16 protein-coding genes are annotated in these 15172 nt (G+C 66.8%); 9 read left to right on the top strand and 7 right to left on the bottom strand.

Annotated features, from left to right (window positions below; genetic code table 11):
* The first annotated feature begins 538 nt into the window (after window positions 1-538).
* Genes IG98_RS0140690 through IG98_RS51485 form a run of 3 tightly spaced genes read left to right on the top strand, consistent with a single transcriptional unit; the run spans window position 539 to window position 3725 of the window.
* Entirely contained in the window at window positions 539-1498 is a 960-nt protein-coding gene (locus IG98_RS0140690) for an NUDIX domain-containing protein (protein WP_051753565.1), read from the top strand.
* A gap of 1 nt (window position 1499) precedes the next feature.
* On the top strand, window positions 1500-3311 hold the full coding sequence (locus tag IG98_RS0140685) for a hypothetical protein (RefSeq protein WP_030925329.1): 1812 nt from the start codon (window positions 1500-1502) through the stop codon (window positions 3309-3311).
* Window positions 3312-3725, top strand: coding sequence for a zinc metalloprotease (locus IG98_RS51485; RefSeq protein WP_157594799.1), 414 nt, complete (start codon window positions 3312-3314; stop codon window positions 3723-3725).
* A gap of 142 nt (window positions 3726-3867) precedes the next feature.
* Here IG98_RS51485 and IG98_RS45965 read toward each other — a convergent pair whose 3' ends face one another.
* A complete protein-coding gene (locus tag IG98_RS45965) occupies window positions 3868-4341 on the bottom strand; it encodes a type II toxin-antitoxin system TacA family antitoxin (RefSeq protein ID WP_037972619.1) in 474 nt (157 codons plus the stop codon).
* A 36-nt stretch (window positions 4342-4377) separates the two neighbouring features.
* Here IG98_RS45965 and IG98_RS0140670 point away from each other — a divergent pair, with 36 nt between their 5' ends.
* Both IG98_RS0140670 and IG98_RS0140665 read left to right on the top strand, forming a co-directional pair.
* Window positions 4378-4983 carry a TetR/AcrR family transcriptional regulator gene (locus IG98_RS0140670; protein WP_030925327.1) on the top strand — a complete coding sequence of 202 codons (606 nt, stop codon included), beginning with the start codon at window positions 4378-4380 and terminating at the stop codon, window positions 4981-4983.
* Window positions 4980-6596: an MDR family MFS transporter gene (locus tag IG98_RS0140665; protein ID WP_030925323.1), complete on the top strand. Its 1617-nt coding sequence runs from the start codon at window positions 4980-4982 to the stop codon at window positions 6594-6596. The genes IG98_RS0140670 and IG98_RS0140665 overlap by 4 nt, the downstream gene beginning before the upstream one ends.
* Before the next feature lie 137 nt (window positions 6597-6733).
* On the opposite strand, the gene IG98_RS0140660 is transcribed toward IG98_RS0140665, so the two are convergent.
* Both IG98_RS0140660 and IG98_RS0140655 read right to left on the bottom strand, forming a co-directional pair.
* Complete coding sequence (locus IG98_RS0140660) at window positions 6734-7555, bottom strand: class I SAM-dependent methyltransferase (protein ID WP_030925321.1); 822 nt, start codon at window positions 7553-7555, stop codon at window positions 6734-6736.
* Between the two features lie 240 nt (window positions 7556-7795).
* Window positions 7796-8503: a TetR/AcrR family transcriptional regulator gene (locus IG98_RS0140655; RefSeq protein WP_030925319.1), complete on the bottom strand. Its 708-nt coding sequence runs from the start codon at window positions 8501-8503 to the stop codon at window positions 7796-7798.
* Window positions 8504-8776: 273 nt separating this feature from the next.
* On the opposite strand from IG98_RS0140655, the gene IG98_RS0140650 reads away from it, so the two are divergent.
* The 4 genes from IG98_RS0140650 to IG98_RS54520 all read left to right on the top strand — a co-directional run bounded on the left by IG98_RS0140650 (window position 8777) and on the right by IG98_RS54520 (window position 10447).
* On the top strand, window positions 8777-8962 hold the full coding sequence (locus tag IG98_RS0140650; RefSeq protein ID WP_030925317.1) for a hypothetical protein: 186 nt from the start codon (window positions 8777-8779) through the stop codon (window positions 8960-8962).
* A gap of 152 nt (window positions 8963-9114) precedes the next feature.
* A complete protein-coding gene (locus IG98_RS51480; protein ID WP_051753563.1) occupies window positions 9115-9396 on the top strand; it encodes a hypothetical protein in 282 nt (93 codons plus the stop codon).
* Window positions 9357-9593, top strand: coding sequence for a hypothetical protein (locus tag IG98_RS0140640; RefSeq protein ID WP_030925315.1), 237 nt, complete (start codon window positions 9357-9359; stop codon window positions 9591-9593). The genes IG98_RS51480 and IG98_RS0140640 overlap by 40 nt, the downstream gene beginning before the upstream one ends.
* Before the next feature lie 242 nt (window positions 9594-9835).
* On the top strand, window positions 9836-10447 hold the full coding sequence (locus tag IG98_RS54520) for a collagen-like protein (RefSeq protein ID WP_037972616.1): 612 nt from the start codon (window positions 9836-9838) through the stop codon (window positions 10445-10447).
* A gap of 112 nt (window positions 10448-10559) precedes the next feature.
* On the opposite strand, the gene IG98_RS0140630 is transcribed toward IG98_RS54520, so the two are convergent.
* From IG98_RS0140630 to fxlM, 4 genes are all read right to left on the bottom strand, one after another.
* Window positions 10560-11324 carry an ABC transporter permease gene (locus IG98_RS0140630; RefSeq protein WP_030925313.1) on the bottom strand — a complete coding sequence of 255 codons (765 nt, stop codon included), beginning with the start codon at window positions 11322-11324 and terminating at the stop codon, window positions 10560-10562.
* 120 nt (window positions 11325-11444) lie between these two features.
* Window positions 11445-12428 carry an ATP-binding cassette domain-containing protein gene (locus IG98_RS0140625; RefSeq protein ID WP_030925311.1) on the bottom strand — a complete coding sequence of 328 codons (984 nt, stop codon included), beginning with the start codon at window positions 12426-12428 and terminating at the stop codon, window positions 11445-11447.
* Window positions 12429-12789: 361 nt separating this feature from the next.
* Window positions 12790-13245: a DoxX family protein gene (locus tag IG98_RS0140620; protein WP_030925307.1), complete on the bottom strand. Its 456-nt coding sequence runs from the start codon at window positions 13243-13245 to the stop codon at window positions 12790-12792.
* A 351-nt stretch (window positions 13246-13596) separates the two neighbouring features.
* Window positions 13597-14772: a methyltransferase, FxLD system gene (gene fxlM, locus IG98_RS0140615; RefSeq protein WP_051753562.1), complete on the bottom strand. Its 1176-nt coding sequence runs from the start codon at window positions 14770-14772 to the stop codon at window positions 13597-13599.
* Between the last annotated feature and the right edge of the window lie 400 nt (window positions 14773-15172).

The following is a 15172-nucleotide window of genomic DNA, read 5'->3' as shown; positions in this document are numbered from 1 at the left end:
CACCGGCCCCCCGCCCCGGAACCCGCGACGAGCACGGACGATGCCACCGCCGTGGCCCGCGACCTGAAGGCCCGCCATCCAGGCTGGTTCATCCTCTGGCGCCATTGGGCCCGCCGCTACTGGGCCTTCCCCGTCTGGCTCCCCAACACCCCCGGCCCCATCGAAGCCAGAAACATCCAGGACCCGCTGACCTAGATGAACGACACCGAACTCCAGCACTCACCACCAAGCGGCGACGGCCAGTACGTCATTCCTCACCGCAGATAAATGGCGTCGACGGGATGAACTGGACGGCTCAGGGGCGGGCGCCGAGTTGGGCGGTAATTATGTCGGTGGCGTATGCGATCTCGCTTGGATCGGCGAGAGTCAGCCCGGCCTCCGTGCCCTTACTTCAATGGCGCCTGACGCGCTGCCGGGTGTCCAGCCCGGTGGGGCCGAAGCCTCTGCGGTAGGAAGGAGTTCTCGGGCACCATCGACAAGCTCTGAACCGCAGGCGACGATAGGTCGGTAATCGCCCCGGCGGCGAGAGAGTTGGATTATGACCCAGTGGGAGGCGGGCGTGGTGGTCGCCGAGGTGCTGCGGAGGATTCCGGCGGCGGACGAGAGCGCTCTGCCGATCGCGGAGCTTGGGGCAGATGAGGCGCTTATCGCTCTGCTGGGCGTGTTCGGTGTGCTCACCGTAACGGAACGAGACGGTGTCCGGCTGGTCAAGGCAACGCATCCGGCTGCAACGTGGTTTTTGCGTAGCTTGGCCGAGTACGCCGACAGCGGCAAGGCGTTGGCTGATTGGACTCGTAACCGGGCAGGTGAACTAACCGAGTCCGGAGCTGACATTCTCGCGGGTCCTCAGCTGCTCTATTTGATGGAGCGTCAGCGTGCCCGGTTCGGCTTCGGCGCACGGCCACTGCGTGAGGTACGCGTTGCCCAAGTACTCATCAAGGCGCGGTTGCGAGGTGAAGGTGAGTGCTATCTCGTTCTCTACGACGGTGCGGCCAGGCAGTACCAACTCCCCGGTGGCAAGGCGCGGCCGACCGACTCGACACCGCGCGAAGTGGCGATCCGCGAATTGGAGGAGGAACTCCCAGGCTTCGCCTTCGACACAAGGACCGACCAGTTGGTGGAGTTCTGTGTTGCTCACGTCGTGCAGCCGTCACGCACGATGGGTGTGCTCACCGCGTACGAGATGACGTTCTTCCAGCTACGCTCCTCACGCGATCGGCTCGCGGCTTGGCCGGACGCCAGCTGGGTGCAGGCCGCGACGCTGCTGGCCGAAGATGCCAAAGTCGGCGGGACAGGGCTCGATATGGGAGGACTACGGAAGGCGGTCGCCACGCTGCCCGGTGGCCTCGACGCGCTGCCGCTGAGCCTGAATACGACGCAGCGGCGCACGCTGCGTCATATCGCCAGGGCCAGGCCATGGGAGTTCTATGGAATGGCGGTGGGCGTGCTCGGGCTGGTTTGCTCCATTGTTTTCTTCTTACTGGATCAGGCCAGATGAGATGGTTGAGCTGCCGGAAGAAGTACAGTCCGCATACGAACGCTGGTGCGGAGCACAGCCATGGGAGACGACCTTCGTGGAGCGGCTACCGGGTGGCCGGAGCGGCGCGAAGCTTGTGGTGGTACAGCAGTTTCAAATGAATGAGATCAACCGGCAGGTGATTCTCAAGTTCCTGCCCGGTGAGCTGGAACGCGAGCTCGACAGAATCAGCCAGGCACTGCGTGAATCACCCACTGACTTTCGTAACAACCATCTGATGCGGGTGATCGGTGGTCCCGTCGTGCTGGGAAGCTGGCAGATGATCACGCTGTCGGTGGCCGGTGGTGACCTGTCCAGCATCCGGCCATTAGCCGATCTGGCCCACGATTCCCGCTTGTCCGCCGCCTGCGCAGTGGTGACCAAGCAGGTTCTCAGCGCGTGGAATCCTACGTCGGAGCATCGGCCGGAGGCGATGACCGCGGCCGAGTACGTCGGCATGCTTCTGGCAGACCGGCCTGACAGGTTGGAGCGGGTGCGGGAATGGGCGCCCACAGGTAAGGACATCCCTGACGGGCCTTTTGCCACCCTGCCGAACCCGCTGGCGTTCCTGGAAGGGCACTTCAGCGGGTCAAAACGGATCCCCATCCAGCGTGGACGTGCACACGGAGACCTGAATGTGCGGAACATCCTCCTCTCGCCCGACACTCCAGAGTGGTTCTGGCTAATCGACTTCGGCGACTATGCTCCTGACGCGCCACTGGCCCGCGATCCCGCGCACCTGCTGCTGTCTATGGCCGTGGAATGGCTCAGGGACACCACTGAGAACTCAAGCCAGCGTGACGCGCTCATGACGGCGATTCTCACTCCGGCGAAGGCGACGGCTGGCCCGCACACCGAAGTCAGTGTGGTTCTCCGCGGCGCGGGCCAGGCCCATGCCAAGGAGAACGGGTTCGGCCGAGAGTGGGAACAGCAGAGCCTACTCTCGATCGTCGGCTGCGCGTTGATGTTCGCCGGCCGCAAGCTCCCTCATGACCTGCGGAGATGGTTCTTCGATCTAGCCGCTCGCGGAGTCAAGGGCTACATAGAGGTGAGCGGGGACTCCGAGGATCCGGACGCTCCCGCCGGGGGCTCCATGTGGAAAGTGTCGAGACGACGGGCCGACATCGCCATGCTGGCCCTTGGGCAGCTGACGTCAGCGCAGCAGCGCATGGGGAACCATGAGCGGCTGGTCAGCGTCGTCCTCAAACTGCTTGACGAGGACGAGCAGTTCGTGCGCCTCGCGCCGTGCCGCGTCAGGAGGGAGGCGTACGGATCGGCGGTGCTAGTGGTGAGCAACAGCCGCATCCATGCCGCCGAACTCGATGACAGCTTCCAGCCGTCCGACGTCTGGGCAGTCACTCATGACGAGATCGAAGACGTTCGTCTCCGTCCCGGCATTCGAGCGGACGTCGTCATCGTCACCCGTTCCGCCGAACTGGTCGCGGGAGGACTCTTCCAAGAGCAGGCTGAACAGATGGTGGAGGAGATAAGAAGGCTCATCGGGAAGAGATCGCCCTCGGAGGGGTGGTGCGATCTGGTGAGGGAGTTGCGCACCGCCACCTTCAACAGCACGACCGCGGCGCATCTGGCGGCTGAGACGGAGTCATTACGCATGGCGCTGGACAGAGAGCGGCAGCCCTATCCGGATGATCCGATGGACGTCGATCTACTGATCCAGCAGTTGTGCTTCACATTGGATGAGGGAACACGAGTATCGACCTCGAACAGCCATGTGTACGCGGCGCGTGCTGCCGCTGACCTGATTAGAGGCCGGTTACTCGACAAGTTGACTTAAATGACCGACGCCTGGGCTGATGCTCGCAAGCATCTGAAGGCGTTTCAGGAGAGGTGTGATAATCTTCCTGAACTAAGCGCGGGGATTGGGAAATTCAAAACAGACTTCGAGCTTTGGAAAGAGAACGTCTTGGGCCTGGCGATGACTAAAAATTTTAGCACTGCATTGAATGCAGAGTTGCGTAAGGTGCAAAACGCAGTGAACTCCTTCGCGGAGTGGGAGAGTCCAACACGACCACGAGACGACGGAAACTACCTGATACAGCGAGATATCGTGGGCGAGGCGCTCCAGGGCAAGCTCGACGTTCTGGCGGAATTTATGGAGAGGCGGCAGCCGGGTCGGAGTAGTGATCTGCGCTCCACAGCGGGCACCTCGTTGACCTTGCCCGTCAAGGCCGATAGGGATGTCGGATAATTGCCGCCCAGGGGATTTTTCCGCGAGTCTGCGCACCGCATCACCTATGATCGGTCAGGTCATTATGCCTCTAGTGCATCGTTTATAAAAAAAGATAGATAGAACGGCGCCGACGGTGCCAAGGAGGACGAATTGGGTGGCCTCAGACCCAAAGTCGGGCCCGGTTCGTCGGCGAGGGAATTGGGGTGGGTAAGGTCCATGATTTCCTCTCGGCTCTCCTGGTCCGCACGGGCCGGCGCTTCATTCCGCTGAGGGGAGCAGCAAGTGAATCGATGATCGCCTCGAAGAAGTCGTGAGGCACCATGGTGACTCGTTCGCGGCGCATGACCTCCTCGGCCGCGTCGAGAGCGGCGTGCAGAACGAACCCGGTGACTGTCTCCCGGCTGGCGCGGGCGGCCTGTTCGATCAGGTTCTTGTCTTCCGTGGTGATGCGGGCTTCGAGTCGACTTCTCGTGCCGTGCCTGGGGGATGTGGTTCTGCCTGGCGCGGGACCGGTCATAACCGGTGCTAGGAGGACGACGACGCCGTCATCCTCGGACGGTCGCCGGAACATCGAGAACGTCCCGGTGTCGCATACCGTCCCCGTCGGCGGGTGAAAGAGCTTAAAGTTATGCACTTGTGCAAAGCTTGCATCAGTGCATAGAGTGCACATGTGCATAATGCTGAGGGTTCGCTCCGTGAGCGCAACCGGCTTGAGACGTGGACGGCGATCCACGACACCGCGGCGCGGCTCTCGTTTGAGAAAGGCCTGGCCGAGGCCACCGTCGAGGAGATCGCCGCGGCGGCGGGGGTGTCCAGGAGGACGTTCTTCAACTACTTCCCCACCAAGGAGGACGCGGTTCTGGGCGTCCGGGCGCCGGCCGTGCCGGCGGAGGCGTTACGGGACTTCCGGGGCGGCGATGACGACCTCTTCGGCCGTACGGTGTCGCTGCTGGCGGCCGTCGTCATGTCGATGACGCGAGGCGGATCCCCGCGCGGGCGCCGTCTTGAGCTCATCCGCAGGTATCCGGAGTTACGTACACGATTTCACCAGTACGCGAGCGCCGCGGAGAAGCTCGTCGAGCCGATCCTGGCCGAACGGCTGGCGGGTGCCGCGGCGCGTCCGGCCCCCGAGGACTCCGTGGCCGCGATGCTCGCACTCGCCGGCGCCGTCATCCGCTTCGCCTACGCTCGCGATCCCGAGATGTCCGCCGGTACGGACGTCGCCATCGAGAACGCCCTTGAGATTTTCCGAGACGTGATCAGGAAGAACCCGTGACCAAGGCGACAGCCTCCCCGGCGGCGGACGACGCCCGCGCCAAAAAGAACATCATTCTGCTTTTCTGTACGCTCATGGTGACGATGCTCCTGGCGTCGCTGAGCCAGATGATCCTCTCCAGCGCGCTGCCGACGATCGTCGGTGAGCTGCACGGTGTCGAGCACCTGGCCTGGGTCATCACCGCCTACATGCTCGCCTCGACGATCATGATGCCGATCTACGGCAAGGTCAGTGATCTTTTCGGCCGGAAACCCATCCTGGTCGGCGCGATCGTGATCTTCATTGTGGGGTCGGTCCTGGGTGCGTTGGCTCAGGACATGAATGGGATGATCATTGCGCGTACCGTCCAGGGGCTGGGCGGCGGCGGACTGATGATCCTGTCGCAGGCCGCGATCGCCGACGTCGTGCCCGCCAGGGAACGCGGTAGGTACTCCGGCATCATGGGCGGCGTCTTCGCCGTCTCCTCGGTGGCCGGTCCGCTCCTCGGCGGCTGGTTCACCGAAGGACCGGGATGGCGTTGGACGTTCTGGATCAACATCCCGCTGGGCGTCGTCGCCGTCGTGGCCACCGTTGTCCTGATGCGCCTGCCCAAGAAACCGAAGACCGAGCGCCCGCGCCTGGACTACCTCGGGATGGCGCTGCTCTCCCTGGCCACGGCCGCCGTCGTCCTGATCGGGACCTGGGGCGGCTCGACCTACGACTGGAACTCCCCGCAGATCTTCGGACTCCTCGCCGGAGCCGTCATCGCGGCGATCCTGTTCGCGTTCGTCGAATCACGCGCCGCCGAACCCGTGATGCCGCTGAGCCTGTTCAAGGACCGCAACTTCAACCTCGCGACACTCGCCTCACTGCTGACCAGCGTCGCGATGTTCGGCGCGATCGGCTACATCCCGACCTACTTCCAGATGGCGGCCGGCGCCAGCGCCACCCAGGCCGGGCTGCTCATGATCCCCATGATGGGGGCGCTTCTGATCACCTCGGTCATCACCGGAGCGGTCATCACCCGGACCGGGAGGTACAAGTTCCTGCCCGTCGCCGGCTCGGTCGTCCTGGCGCTCGGACTCGGCCTGCTGGCGACCGTCACCATCGACACCCCCACCCTCGTGACCTGCGGCTACATGGCCGTGATGGGCATCGGTCTCGGCGCCAGCATGCAGATCCTCGTCCTGGTCGTCCAGAACTCCTTCCCGCACCGGATCGTCGGGACCGCGACGGCGGCCAACAACTACTTCCGCCAGGTCGGCGGGAGCCTGGGCTCCGCCATCGTCGGTTCGGTGTTCGCCACCCGGCTCGCCGAGCTTCTGGCGGAACGCCTGCCCCAGGGATCCGGATCCTCGGACGGTCTGAGCTCGTTCACCCCCGCCGTCATCGCCGCTCTGCCCGACCCGATCCGGCTGGTGATCGTCCGCTCCTACAACGAAGCCCTCATACCGATCTTCGTCTTCATGGTCCCGCTGGCGCTCCTCACCGCCGTCGTGCTGCTCTTCATCACCGAGAAACCGCTGGCGACCCATGTCGAGTCCCCGGAGCCCGCCGTGCCGCCCGGTGACAGCCGGACCGTCGACGGCGTCGTCACTCGGGCGACGGCATCCGAAAGCTCGACACCGGTCTGACCCTCAGGGGGCGCGGCATCGCCGCCGCGCCCCCTGACCCGCGCCGACCGGGGGCCTCACGTCGTGACGGCTTATCCCCATCCCGGTGTGACCGGAGCAGAAGATGTGGATCCGTACATCCGATGAGGAATGTCGCGCTAGAAGCGGTAGTGCAGGACGGTGGTCCCCTTGCGGGACCAGGCCGTGCTGTGTGCCGACAGTTTGGTGAACAGGCGCAGGGCCGTCGGGAACCGGGCGACCTCGGGTTCTCGCGTGAGCAGGATCTCCCTGACCAGCTTCAGCCGGGGGTTCCAGCGTTCGGGTTCGCGGGGATCGTCGAAGCCGGGAGACTTGAGCAGGTCCGAGACGGACTGGGTGCCGCGGTATTTTTTCGCGGCCCAGATGGCGAACCTGGAGTAGCCGTTGAAGGCGATCTCTCCGCTGGGGAAGCGGTCGGTGAGACGCTTCAGCAGAGCGATGGTGTCCTCCTGAGTGAGAAACGCCAGCAGTCCATCGGCGATGATCACGGCCGGCCGGTCGGAGGGGACCGCCTCCAGCCAGTCCAGGTCGACCAGGTCGGTGCCTATGCCGTGGCCGTTCGCGCGCTCCGGCATCACTTTCCGCCGGGCGGCGATGACATTGGGGAAGTCGACGTCGTACCAGTCGACGGTGGAGGGCGGGTTGAGGCGGAACAGCCGGCTGTCAAGCCCGGCTCCCAGGTCGAGCCCGACCGCGTTCGGGTGACGGGCGATGAAATTCGCCGCCACCTCGTCCATCTTCTTGCTCCGATGCGCGATGTTGATGATGGGACTCTCGCTGAGCTTGAACCTGCCGCAGTCGTAGCCGAGTCTCCGGACGATCTCGTCGGCCAGCTGGTCGTCGAGGATGGGGTCCGGCCTGCGGTGGTCGAGTGCCTTGCCGCACAGCGTCAGCCACAGGCTGTCCTCCATCGGGGTGAACTTCGGGAGGGTAATTGCCATGGGTCCGATCCTTTCTGAGGTGGATGCGAGATTTCCCGGTCACGCGTCCCGGGCGACGGGGAGCCGGTGCGCCCCGGCATCTCCTTGGCGGCGATGCCGGGGCGCACGGCGGGCAAGCGGCTGAACAGCGCGATGAGCCAGGCATCGGCGGCGGGCGTGGCCAGACGGGTCCGTACGGGGGAAAACGCCCGGCGGCCGCCGGAGCTCGGTGTCGTTCGCGGCGGGCCGTACACCGGCAGATCACGTCGGCTCTGACGTGCGCTGGTAGCCGTAGATCCGTTCGCGGTAGGGCGGGATCACGTCTTCGAAGACGCCGATGATTTCCGAGGCGGCCACGGCCAGAACCTGCGGATCCGGCCGGCCGGCCGGTTCGAAGGCGGCCCGGACGACGTGGGCGAGAGAGTCGGCCCGCGCCCGCACGTCCGGCTCGGCGGTCGCCGGATCCAGGTTGCCGAGCAGGTGGAAGCCGCTGTGTACCGCGCTCCACGCGTACGCCTGGTTCGGTACGTCGTCGCGAACCAGCCCGTGGCGGGTCAACAGGTCGAAGAACCTGGCCGCGGCGAACAGGTCGTGACCGCGCATGGCGCTGTCGGCCATGCCGGCCCGCAGGTGTTTCGCGTCACCGCTGAACATGCTCCGCAGTACGGGCCGGTCGTGGACGATCAGGAACGACGCGGCCATCAGGCGGTGCGGCAGCACCAAGGACGGGTCCGCGCGCAGCCCGTCCATGAGTCTGCCGACGTAGGTGATGGCCTCGCGCAGGATCAGGGCTTCGAAGAGCTGCTGTTTGGTGCGCCAGTGCAGGTAGACGGTGCCCTTGCCGGTCCCGGCCCGCTGGGCGATGTCCTCGATCGTGATTTTGCGGTAGCCGAGGCGCATGAGCAGGTCGGCCGCCGCGTCGAGAATCCGATCCGCGCGATCGGGGTCCTGCCGTGGTCGTCCTGGCACCGTACACCCTCTCTGACTCGTTGACTGAATTTGAAATCTGGTCAACCAGTCACACCGTACTCCGCGGCCGAGGCGCCGACAAGGGGCGGAGAACAGCGGAACAAAAAGTGCCGCCACGCCCGTCACTCCCGGCGGCGGGCAGGTGCAGGGGGCAACAACGTGAGTTCTCTGGGGCGAAGTCCGGGTCATGGCCGCCGGTCCGGGAGCGGGTGCGACGCCACCGGGCCGACGCCGAGTTCACCTCGGTGCCATACGCGATCGGCCCGAGCCGCGGTGACCTGGGCGCCGGCGGCCTACGCACGGGGGCCCGATGAGCACGTTCATCGCGCCTTCGCGATCGGGGTGCCGCGGATCGAGGACGGCCTCTTCGTGGAGCTGACCGCCTTCCACGACCCCGGCCTGTTCGCGGCGTTCGCGCTGCCCGCGACGTCGCCACCGAGGACACCCGCCGAGGCGTAGTCGCCGCGGCAGATCACCTCGGCGGGTGTCCGGGAGAGTACAGCCTGCTGTACCTGGTCCGTCCCGTTGGCGGGATCGTCGTCGGCGGTGGTCGTCCGTAGCGTCGACACATGACAGGAGACCTGTCGATCCCATCGAGTGAGGAGCACACCGTGACCGATCCCCACCACGTCCTGGACACCTCCGAGACGGCGCGGCCCGTCGGGATGTTGCGCCCCGTGCTCTGGTTCCTGCTGGTGGTCAGCGCGGCTCTCAACATGGTGACCTCGTCCATCGACGTCGGCATCTTCGTCGGCATCGGTTTCGGGCTGGTCGCTCTGGCGTGCGCCACCACCCTGATCGTCCACCACTACCGGTACCGACGTACCTGTGCGACGACGCGGTACGGGCAGGGATGGCGCAGCTGGCCGAGAACTTCCGGACCAAGGCGCTGATCACGGGATTGTGCGTCGGATTCGTCGCACTCGCCGGCATCGCGGTGCTCCGCGCGGACGCGCCCCGCCTGTTCGACGGCCTCACCCACCGGGCGCTGCCCCTGGTGATCGCCAGCGCGGTGTTCGGGCTGCTCTCCCTGGCCCTGCTGTTCCTGCTGCAGGGGCGCTGGTCATACCGTTCTGACGCGTCTGACTGACCGCGCCGGGACGCGGCACCCGCAGCCGGCCGAAGTCGCCGGCGGGGTCGCGGGCCATGCCCGGTCACTCCTCACCGTGCGGGAGCGCGCCTCTCGCCGGGACCCATATGTGGGACAGAGCGGCCATTGGCGAAACTGGTCTCTTTTTCATCACATGATCCGATATTGCAGCGTGGACCGTTCCCAGCTGCCACTGTGGTCGAGCCGCGTCACGACCTTCCCTTTCTTTTCTGGAGTTCCACATGCGTTTCAAGACGCCTCTGGCGATCGCGGCCACCGCGATCCTCGCGGTCGGCCTGTCCAGCGTCACCACCGCCTCGGCGGCACAGACCTCGGCCGCCGACCTCATCTACGCGTGCAAGGCCAAGAGCACCGGCTACGTGCGGCTCGTCAACGCCACCACGAAGTGCAAGCCCACCGAGGTCAAGGTGTGGTGGGCCAAGGAGTCCGCCCAGGGGCAGAGCTCGGTCGCGGGCCCCGGCCCCCAGGGACCCGCCGGGCGTGACGGCAGGAACGGTACGGACGGCAAGGACGGGGCTCAGGGCCCGGTCGGACCCCGTGGCTACACCGGCAAGACCGGCCCGCAGGGTCCCGCCGGCCCGGCCGGCCCGAAGGGCGCTCCCGGTGAGACCGGTCCTGAGGGGCCCCAGGGCCCCGCAGGGGAGGACGGCGGCCTTCCCGCCGTGTACGCCTACCGGATCGGCCCCGTCTGGACGACCTGCAGACTGCTGAGCGGATACGCCATCGCCGCCTACGACTGCAAGGTCTCCAAGGAGCCGGCGAAGGAAAGCCCCGCCCCCGCGCCGTCGGCCACCGGGTCGCCCTCGTACACGTCGCCCCCTTCCCCCAGGTAGGTCCCGTACACGGCGAAGAGCCTCGCCCTCCGATCGAGGGGCGGGGCTCTCCCTCTTCTCCACGCGGATGGAGAGGAGTCGACCGGACAGGCGCCCGCTTTCGAGGGGGCCGTCAGATGCCGCGGCGCATCGCCCTGGTGCCCATGGCCAGGCCCGTCGCGGCGACGACGCAGGCCCAGAGCATTCCGTACAGCACCGAGGTGTCCGCGAATCGGCCGGAGAACAGTGCCCGCTCCGCCTCGACGATGTGGGTGACCGGATTCAGCGCGGCGGCCGCCTGGAGCCACGCCGGGCCGAAGTCCATCGGCAGCAGCACACCGGAGAGCAGTATCAGCGGGAACAGCACCAGCTGGGTGACCCCGTAGAACAGGTTGCCGCTCGGGCTGGACGCGATCGCCAGGACGAAGGAGAGCGAGCCCAGGCCGATCCCGAACACGACCAGTATCGCCAGCCCGGTCAGCACCCCCGGCAGGTGCGGCCGGAAGCCCAGCGGCACCGCGAGCGCGATGATCAGCGCGGCCTGGGCCAGCAGGATCACGAACTCCTTCATCGTCCGGCCGACCAGCATCGCCGTGCGGTTCAGCGGGGTGACCAGCAGGCGCTCCATCGAACCGCCGATCAACTCCACCAGCAGGGAGTATCCGGCCATCATCGGCCCGGACAGGCACATCATGATCAGAATGCCGGGCACGAACCACTGCCATGGCGATTCCTGGCCCTCGAAGCTCTGCGTTCCGGCGAGCAGCGGACCGAACAGGAAGAGGAAGAGCAGTGGCTGCCCCATGGTGAAGAGGAGGCCGAGGGGTTCGCGCAACACCGGGACGAACTCGCGGGAGAACACGGTCGAGGTGTCACGGAGGAAGAGTCGTACGCTCACGGGGGTGACCTTTCTTGCCGGTGGGGGAGGGGCGCCGCGCGGGTGGATCCGGTGGCCCGCCGTTCGGCCGGGTGTCGCGCGGAGGGTGGTCGTCCGATGCGGGAGGTGCAGGGCCGGCGGTCAGGCGTCGTGCGGGGCGGTCCTGCGGCTCTCGTCGCTCTCGCGCAGGCTGCGGCCGGTCAGCGCGAGGAATACGTCGTCCAGCGTGGGCCGGGCGGTCTCCGCGGTGGCGACCTTCACCCCCAAGGCCTCCAGGTAGCGCAGGTACTCCGGCAGTGCCCTGCCCGCGCGGGGCACCCGCAGCCGCACTGTCCTCCTCTCGACGGTGTCCGCGTCCGATCCTGCGATCCGTTCGGCGACCTCGGCGGCCCTCGCCGCCTCCGGCTCGTCGTGGACGGTGACCGTGACGCGGTCGCCGGCCAGCTCACCCTTCAACTGCTCGGCGGTTCCGTCGGCGATGATCCGGCCGTGGTCGATGATCACCACCCGTTCGGCCATGGTGTCGGCCTCCTCCAGGTAGTGAGTGGTCAGAAAGAGGGTCGTGCCGTGTTCCTCGCGCAGCCGCAGGATGTGCTCCCAGATGTTGGCGCGGCTCTGCGGGTCGAGGCCGGTCGAAGGCTCGTCCAGGAACAGCAGGCCGGGCCGGTGGATGAGGCCCAGGGCGATGTCGAGGCGGCGGCGCTGGCCGCCGGAGAGGGTGCCGGGCTTCCGGGTGGCCAGTGCTTCCAGGTCCAGCAGAGCGAGGACCTCGTCGGCCCGTCGCCGCGCATCGGCCCGCCGCAGCCCGTAGCAGCGCGCCTGGGTGACCAGCTCGTCGCGGACGCGGAAGTTCTCACCCGCGCTGTTCTTCTGGCCGACGTAGCCGATGCGGGCGCGGACCCCGGCCGGATCCGACACGACATCGCGGCCCGCCACGGTCGCGGTTCCCGACGTCGGCGGGAGCAGGGAGGTCAGCATGCGCAGGCTGGTGGACTTCCCCGCGCCGTTCGGGCCGAGGAAGGCCACCAACTGGCCCGCCTCCACATCGATGTCGAGACCGCGCACGGCGTCGACACCTCCTTTTCCGACCTTGAATCGCCGGGTCAGCCCTCGGGCATGGATCATCGTCCCCTCCTCGGGGTGGTCGGTTGCCGGCATGCCGAAGAAACCCCTGGTCGGGGGTCCGGCTGGAGATGATTCATCCTTACTCACGCGATCCGGATCAGGCAAACGTGAAACGTGCATTCACATTTGGTCTGACCTGCGGAAACTCGTCCTCCTTCGGATCGGTGAAAGGTCCTTTCCGTCACCTGTCCGAACCGGGTTCTCCATGCCGACCTGGGCTTTTCCTGATCCTGCCGAAGCACTGAAAAATTCCGTTCCATCCGGGCCCCGGCGACGTCCCCTGGGCCGCCGGAACGCAAGAGAGCCCCAGGCGCCGGATCGGCGCCCAGGGCTCCCGTACGCTCCCGGGGAAAGAAGCCGGTCAGGCCCCCTCGGCGTGCGCGGGGGCGTGGATCGGGCGGGGGGCGGCCAAGGCGCCGCGGCGGCGCCGGAGCAGGGCGTCGATCGCCCAGGGGCCGGGGCCGAGCACGGCAATGATCAGGAACGACCAGCAGAACAGCGCCGCGAGCTCGCCGCCGTTGCGCAACGGCATGAAGTCCTGCGGCAGGTGCACCACGAAGTACGCGTAGGCCATCGAGCCCGACGAGAGCGTCGCGTTGACGCGAGTGAGGAACCCGGCGAGGACGAGCCCGCCGCAGACCACCTGGATGAGCGCGGCCCACCAGCCGGGCCAGGCACCGAACGCGAGGGCCTGGCCGGTGCCGCGGTTGCCGCCGAAGACGCCGAACATCGATGCCAGGCCGTGGCACAGGAAGAGAAGGCTTGTCACGATGCGGAAGAGCGAGAGCACCGGCCCGTCGAATCGGTTGATCTGCATGGAATCACCCCTGATTTTCATGGCGCCGCGTATCCGTTGTTTCCACACGGCATCGCCGGGCCACGCTCCACCCTCGCGCCGTACGGCTCACTGACACGGCGGCCCGTGTCCTTGTGTAACCCGCTGTCAATGACTGTGTGTCATGGTAGGTCGTCACGGATGCGATGTCCGGGATCAGTGTTCAGGGCTGATCTTTAAGGGGTGAGTTAAGTACGAAAATCGCAGCTAAACTGAATAAATCGGCTCTTACCGATATATGTTCTACTTAACTATTTAATGTACGTTTCAATTACACGGTTGATTGGCGCGTTCCAGGCGCGGGCCGACACCCGGGTCTGTGGGACACGAAGATCAGGAGTCCTGCCACGACAGGGCCAGGGTGGTGTGGCGCTTGCGGAGGAGCAGCCCGCCGCGCGGAGGATCACCCAGGTAGGCGTCGATACGGAGCCCGGTCGTCATGGGGCGATCCGCCATGTCCCACGCCTGGACGTGGGCGACCAGCTCGTCCGCGAGCCGCAGCCTGTCCGGCCCGTGGCCGCGAACGATCAGGGTGCCGTCCGGTGACGGCTCCAGCATGCAGAGGTTGTCGCGCTCGACGATCCCGACGGCCATCCGGAACCCGGTCAGGTCGAGCGGGGGCGAGGCCAGCCACCCGGGTCGCGTCTCCGACACGGTGCACCACCGGGGCTCGTGCACCGCCAGCCAGAGGCTCAGCCCGTCGAGGAGCTGGGAGAAGCCGACACTGATCTCGGTGGAGAGCTCGACCACGGGTCCGTCGAGCGCCGCCAGCACGTCACCGATCTCGCTCGCCTCGGGCAGCGAGATCGTCAGGTCGGACTCCCGGTCCAGTACCAGCGTCGTCTCGGGGCCCGCGAAGGGGCCGCGCATCCGCATGAACCCGCAGGGCAACACCGAGCGGCTCGTCCAGTGCCCATCCGCTCGCTCCATCGCCACCGAGCGCTGCACCCCCCGCAGGTCCAGCGGGGCCACCAGGCGCCCGCCGGGCCCGAGTTGCTCAAGCCAGGCCGGGGCCAGGTCCCACACGCCGACGGTGGCGATCACCCGGTCGTAGGGCGCCCCCGGCGGGAATCCCTCCGATCCGTCGGCGCACACCAGCCTCACCTCGGGGTGTCCCGCGACCGCCAGGTGCTCCCCGGCGAGCGTGACCAGCTCGGGGTCGATGTCGACACTCACGACCTGGCCCTCCGGTCCCACCAGCTGGGCGAGGAGCGCGGCGTTGTAGCCCGTTCCGGTGCCGATCTCCAGCACGCGCTGCCCCGGTTCCACCCCGAGCTGGTCGAGCATCAGAGCCATGATCGCCGGCTGCGAGGAGGAGCTGATCGGCCGACCGGCCGCGTCGCGTTTCGTGACGATCGCGTCGTCCTGGTAGACGGTCTCCGCCGGCAGGTCAGGCAGGAAGACATGTCGCGGCACCGCCCGCAGCGCGTCGGTCACGACCTCGCTGATCCCCCGGGTGCGTACCTGTGAGACCAGCTCTTCCCGTAACGCGTGCCACTGAGCCATCATCGACCTCCGTGCCCTATGCGCATCTGGTGCCCTGAGTTATATGCCCCCGAAGATGTGACGTTCCCGTGGCGCACCGATGTCCGGCGTTCCGTGCCGGAGTTGGAGGAGGAGAACACGGGCCCGGGGGCCGTGACGGTACTCCGCATGCGAGTGCCGCGCAACGCCCGCCCGGGCGGGAATGTCCAAGGCCCGCCGACATGAGATGCCGGCGGGCCGATGGGAGAGGACCTGGAAGACCAGAAGCGGACGACGTCACCGCGGGGAGGTACGCCTACCCGTTGGTGGGGAAGCCGAGGTTGATGCCGCCGTGGCTCGGGTCGAGCCAGCGGGAGGTGACGACCTTGCCCCGGGTGTAGAAGTGCACGCCCTCGGTCCCGTGCACGTGGGTGTCGCCGAAGAG

Source organism: Streptosporangium amethystogenes (assembly GCF_000721075.1).
Lineage (GTDB): Bacteria > Actinomycetota > Actinomycetes > Streptosporangiales > Streptosporangiaceae > Streptosporangium > Streptosporangium amethystogenes.
The sequence above is the reverse complement of the archived record's forward strand: the minus strand, read 5'-3'. Positions and strand labels throughout refer to the sequence as shown.

Excerpts from the sequence above, each read along its gene's own strand:
- IG98_RS0140690 (WP_051753565.1), top strand. The coding sequence starts at position 539 with ATGACCCAGTGGGAGGCGGGCGTGGTGGTCGCCGAGGTGCTGCGGAGG.
- IG98_RS0140685 (WP_030925329.1), top strand. The coding sequence starts at position 1,500 with ATGGTTGAGCTGCCGGAAGAAGTACAGTCCGCATACGAACGCTGGTGC.
- IG98_RS51485 (WP_157594799.1), top strand. The coding sequence starts at position 3,312 with ATGACCGACGCCTGGGCTGATGCTCGCAAGCATCTGAAGGCGTTTCAG.
- IG98_RS0140660 (WP_030925321.1), bottom strand. The coding sequence starts at position 7,555 with ATGGCAATTACCCTCCCGAAGTTCACCCCGATGGAGGACAGCCTGTGG.
- IG98_RS0140640 (WP_030925315.1), top strand. The coding sequence starts at position 9,357 with ATGGCGCAGCTGGCCGAGAACTTCCGGACCAAGGCGCTGATCACGGGA.
- IG98_RS54520 (WP_037972616.1), top strand. The coding sequence starts at position 9,836 with ATGCGTTTCAAGACGCCTCTGGCGATCGCGGCCACCGCGATCCTCGCG.
- IG98_RS0140625 (WP_030925311.1), bottom strand. The coding sequence starts at position 12,428 with ATGATCCATGCCCGAGGGCTGACCCGGCGATTCAAGGTCGGAAAAGGA.
- IG98_RS0140620 (WP_030925307.1), bottom strand. The coding sequence starts at position 13,245 with ATGCAGATCAACCGATTCGACGGGCCGGTGCTCTCGCTCTTCCGCATC.
- fxlM (WP_051753562.1), bottom strand. The coding sequence starts at position 14,772 with ATGATGGCTCAGTGGCACGCGTTACGGGAAGAGCTGGTCTCACAGGTA.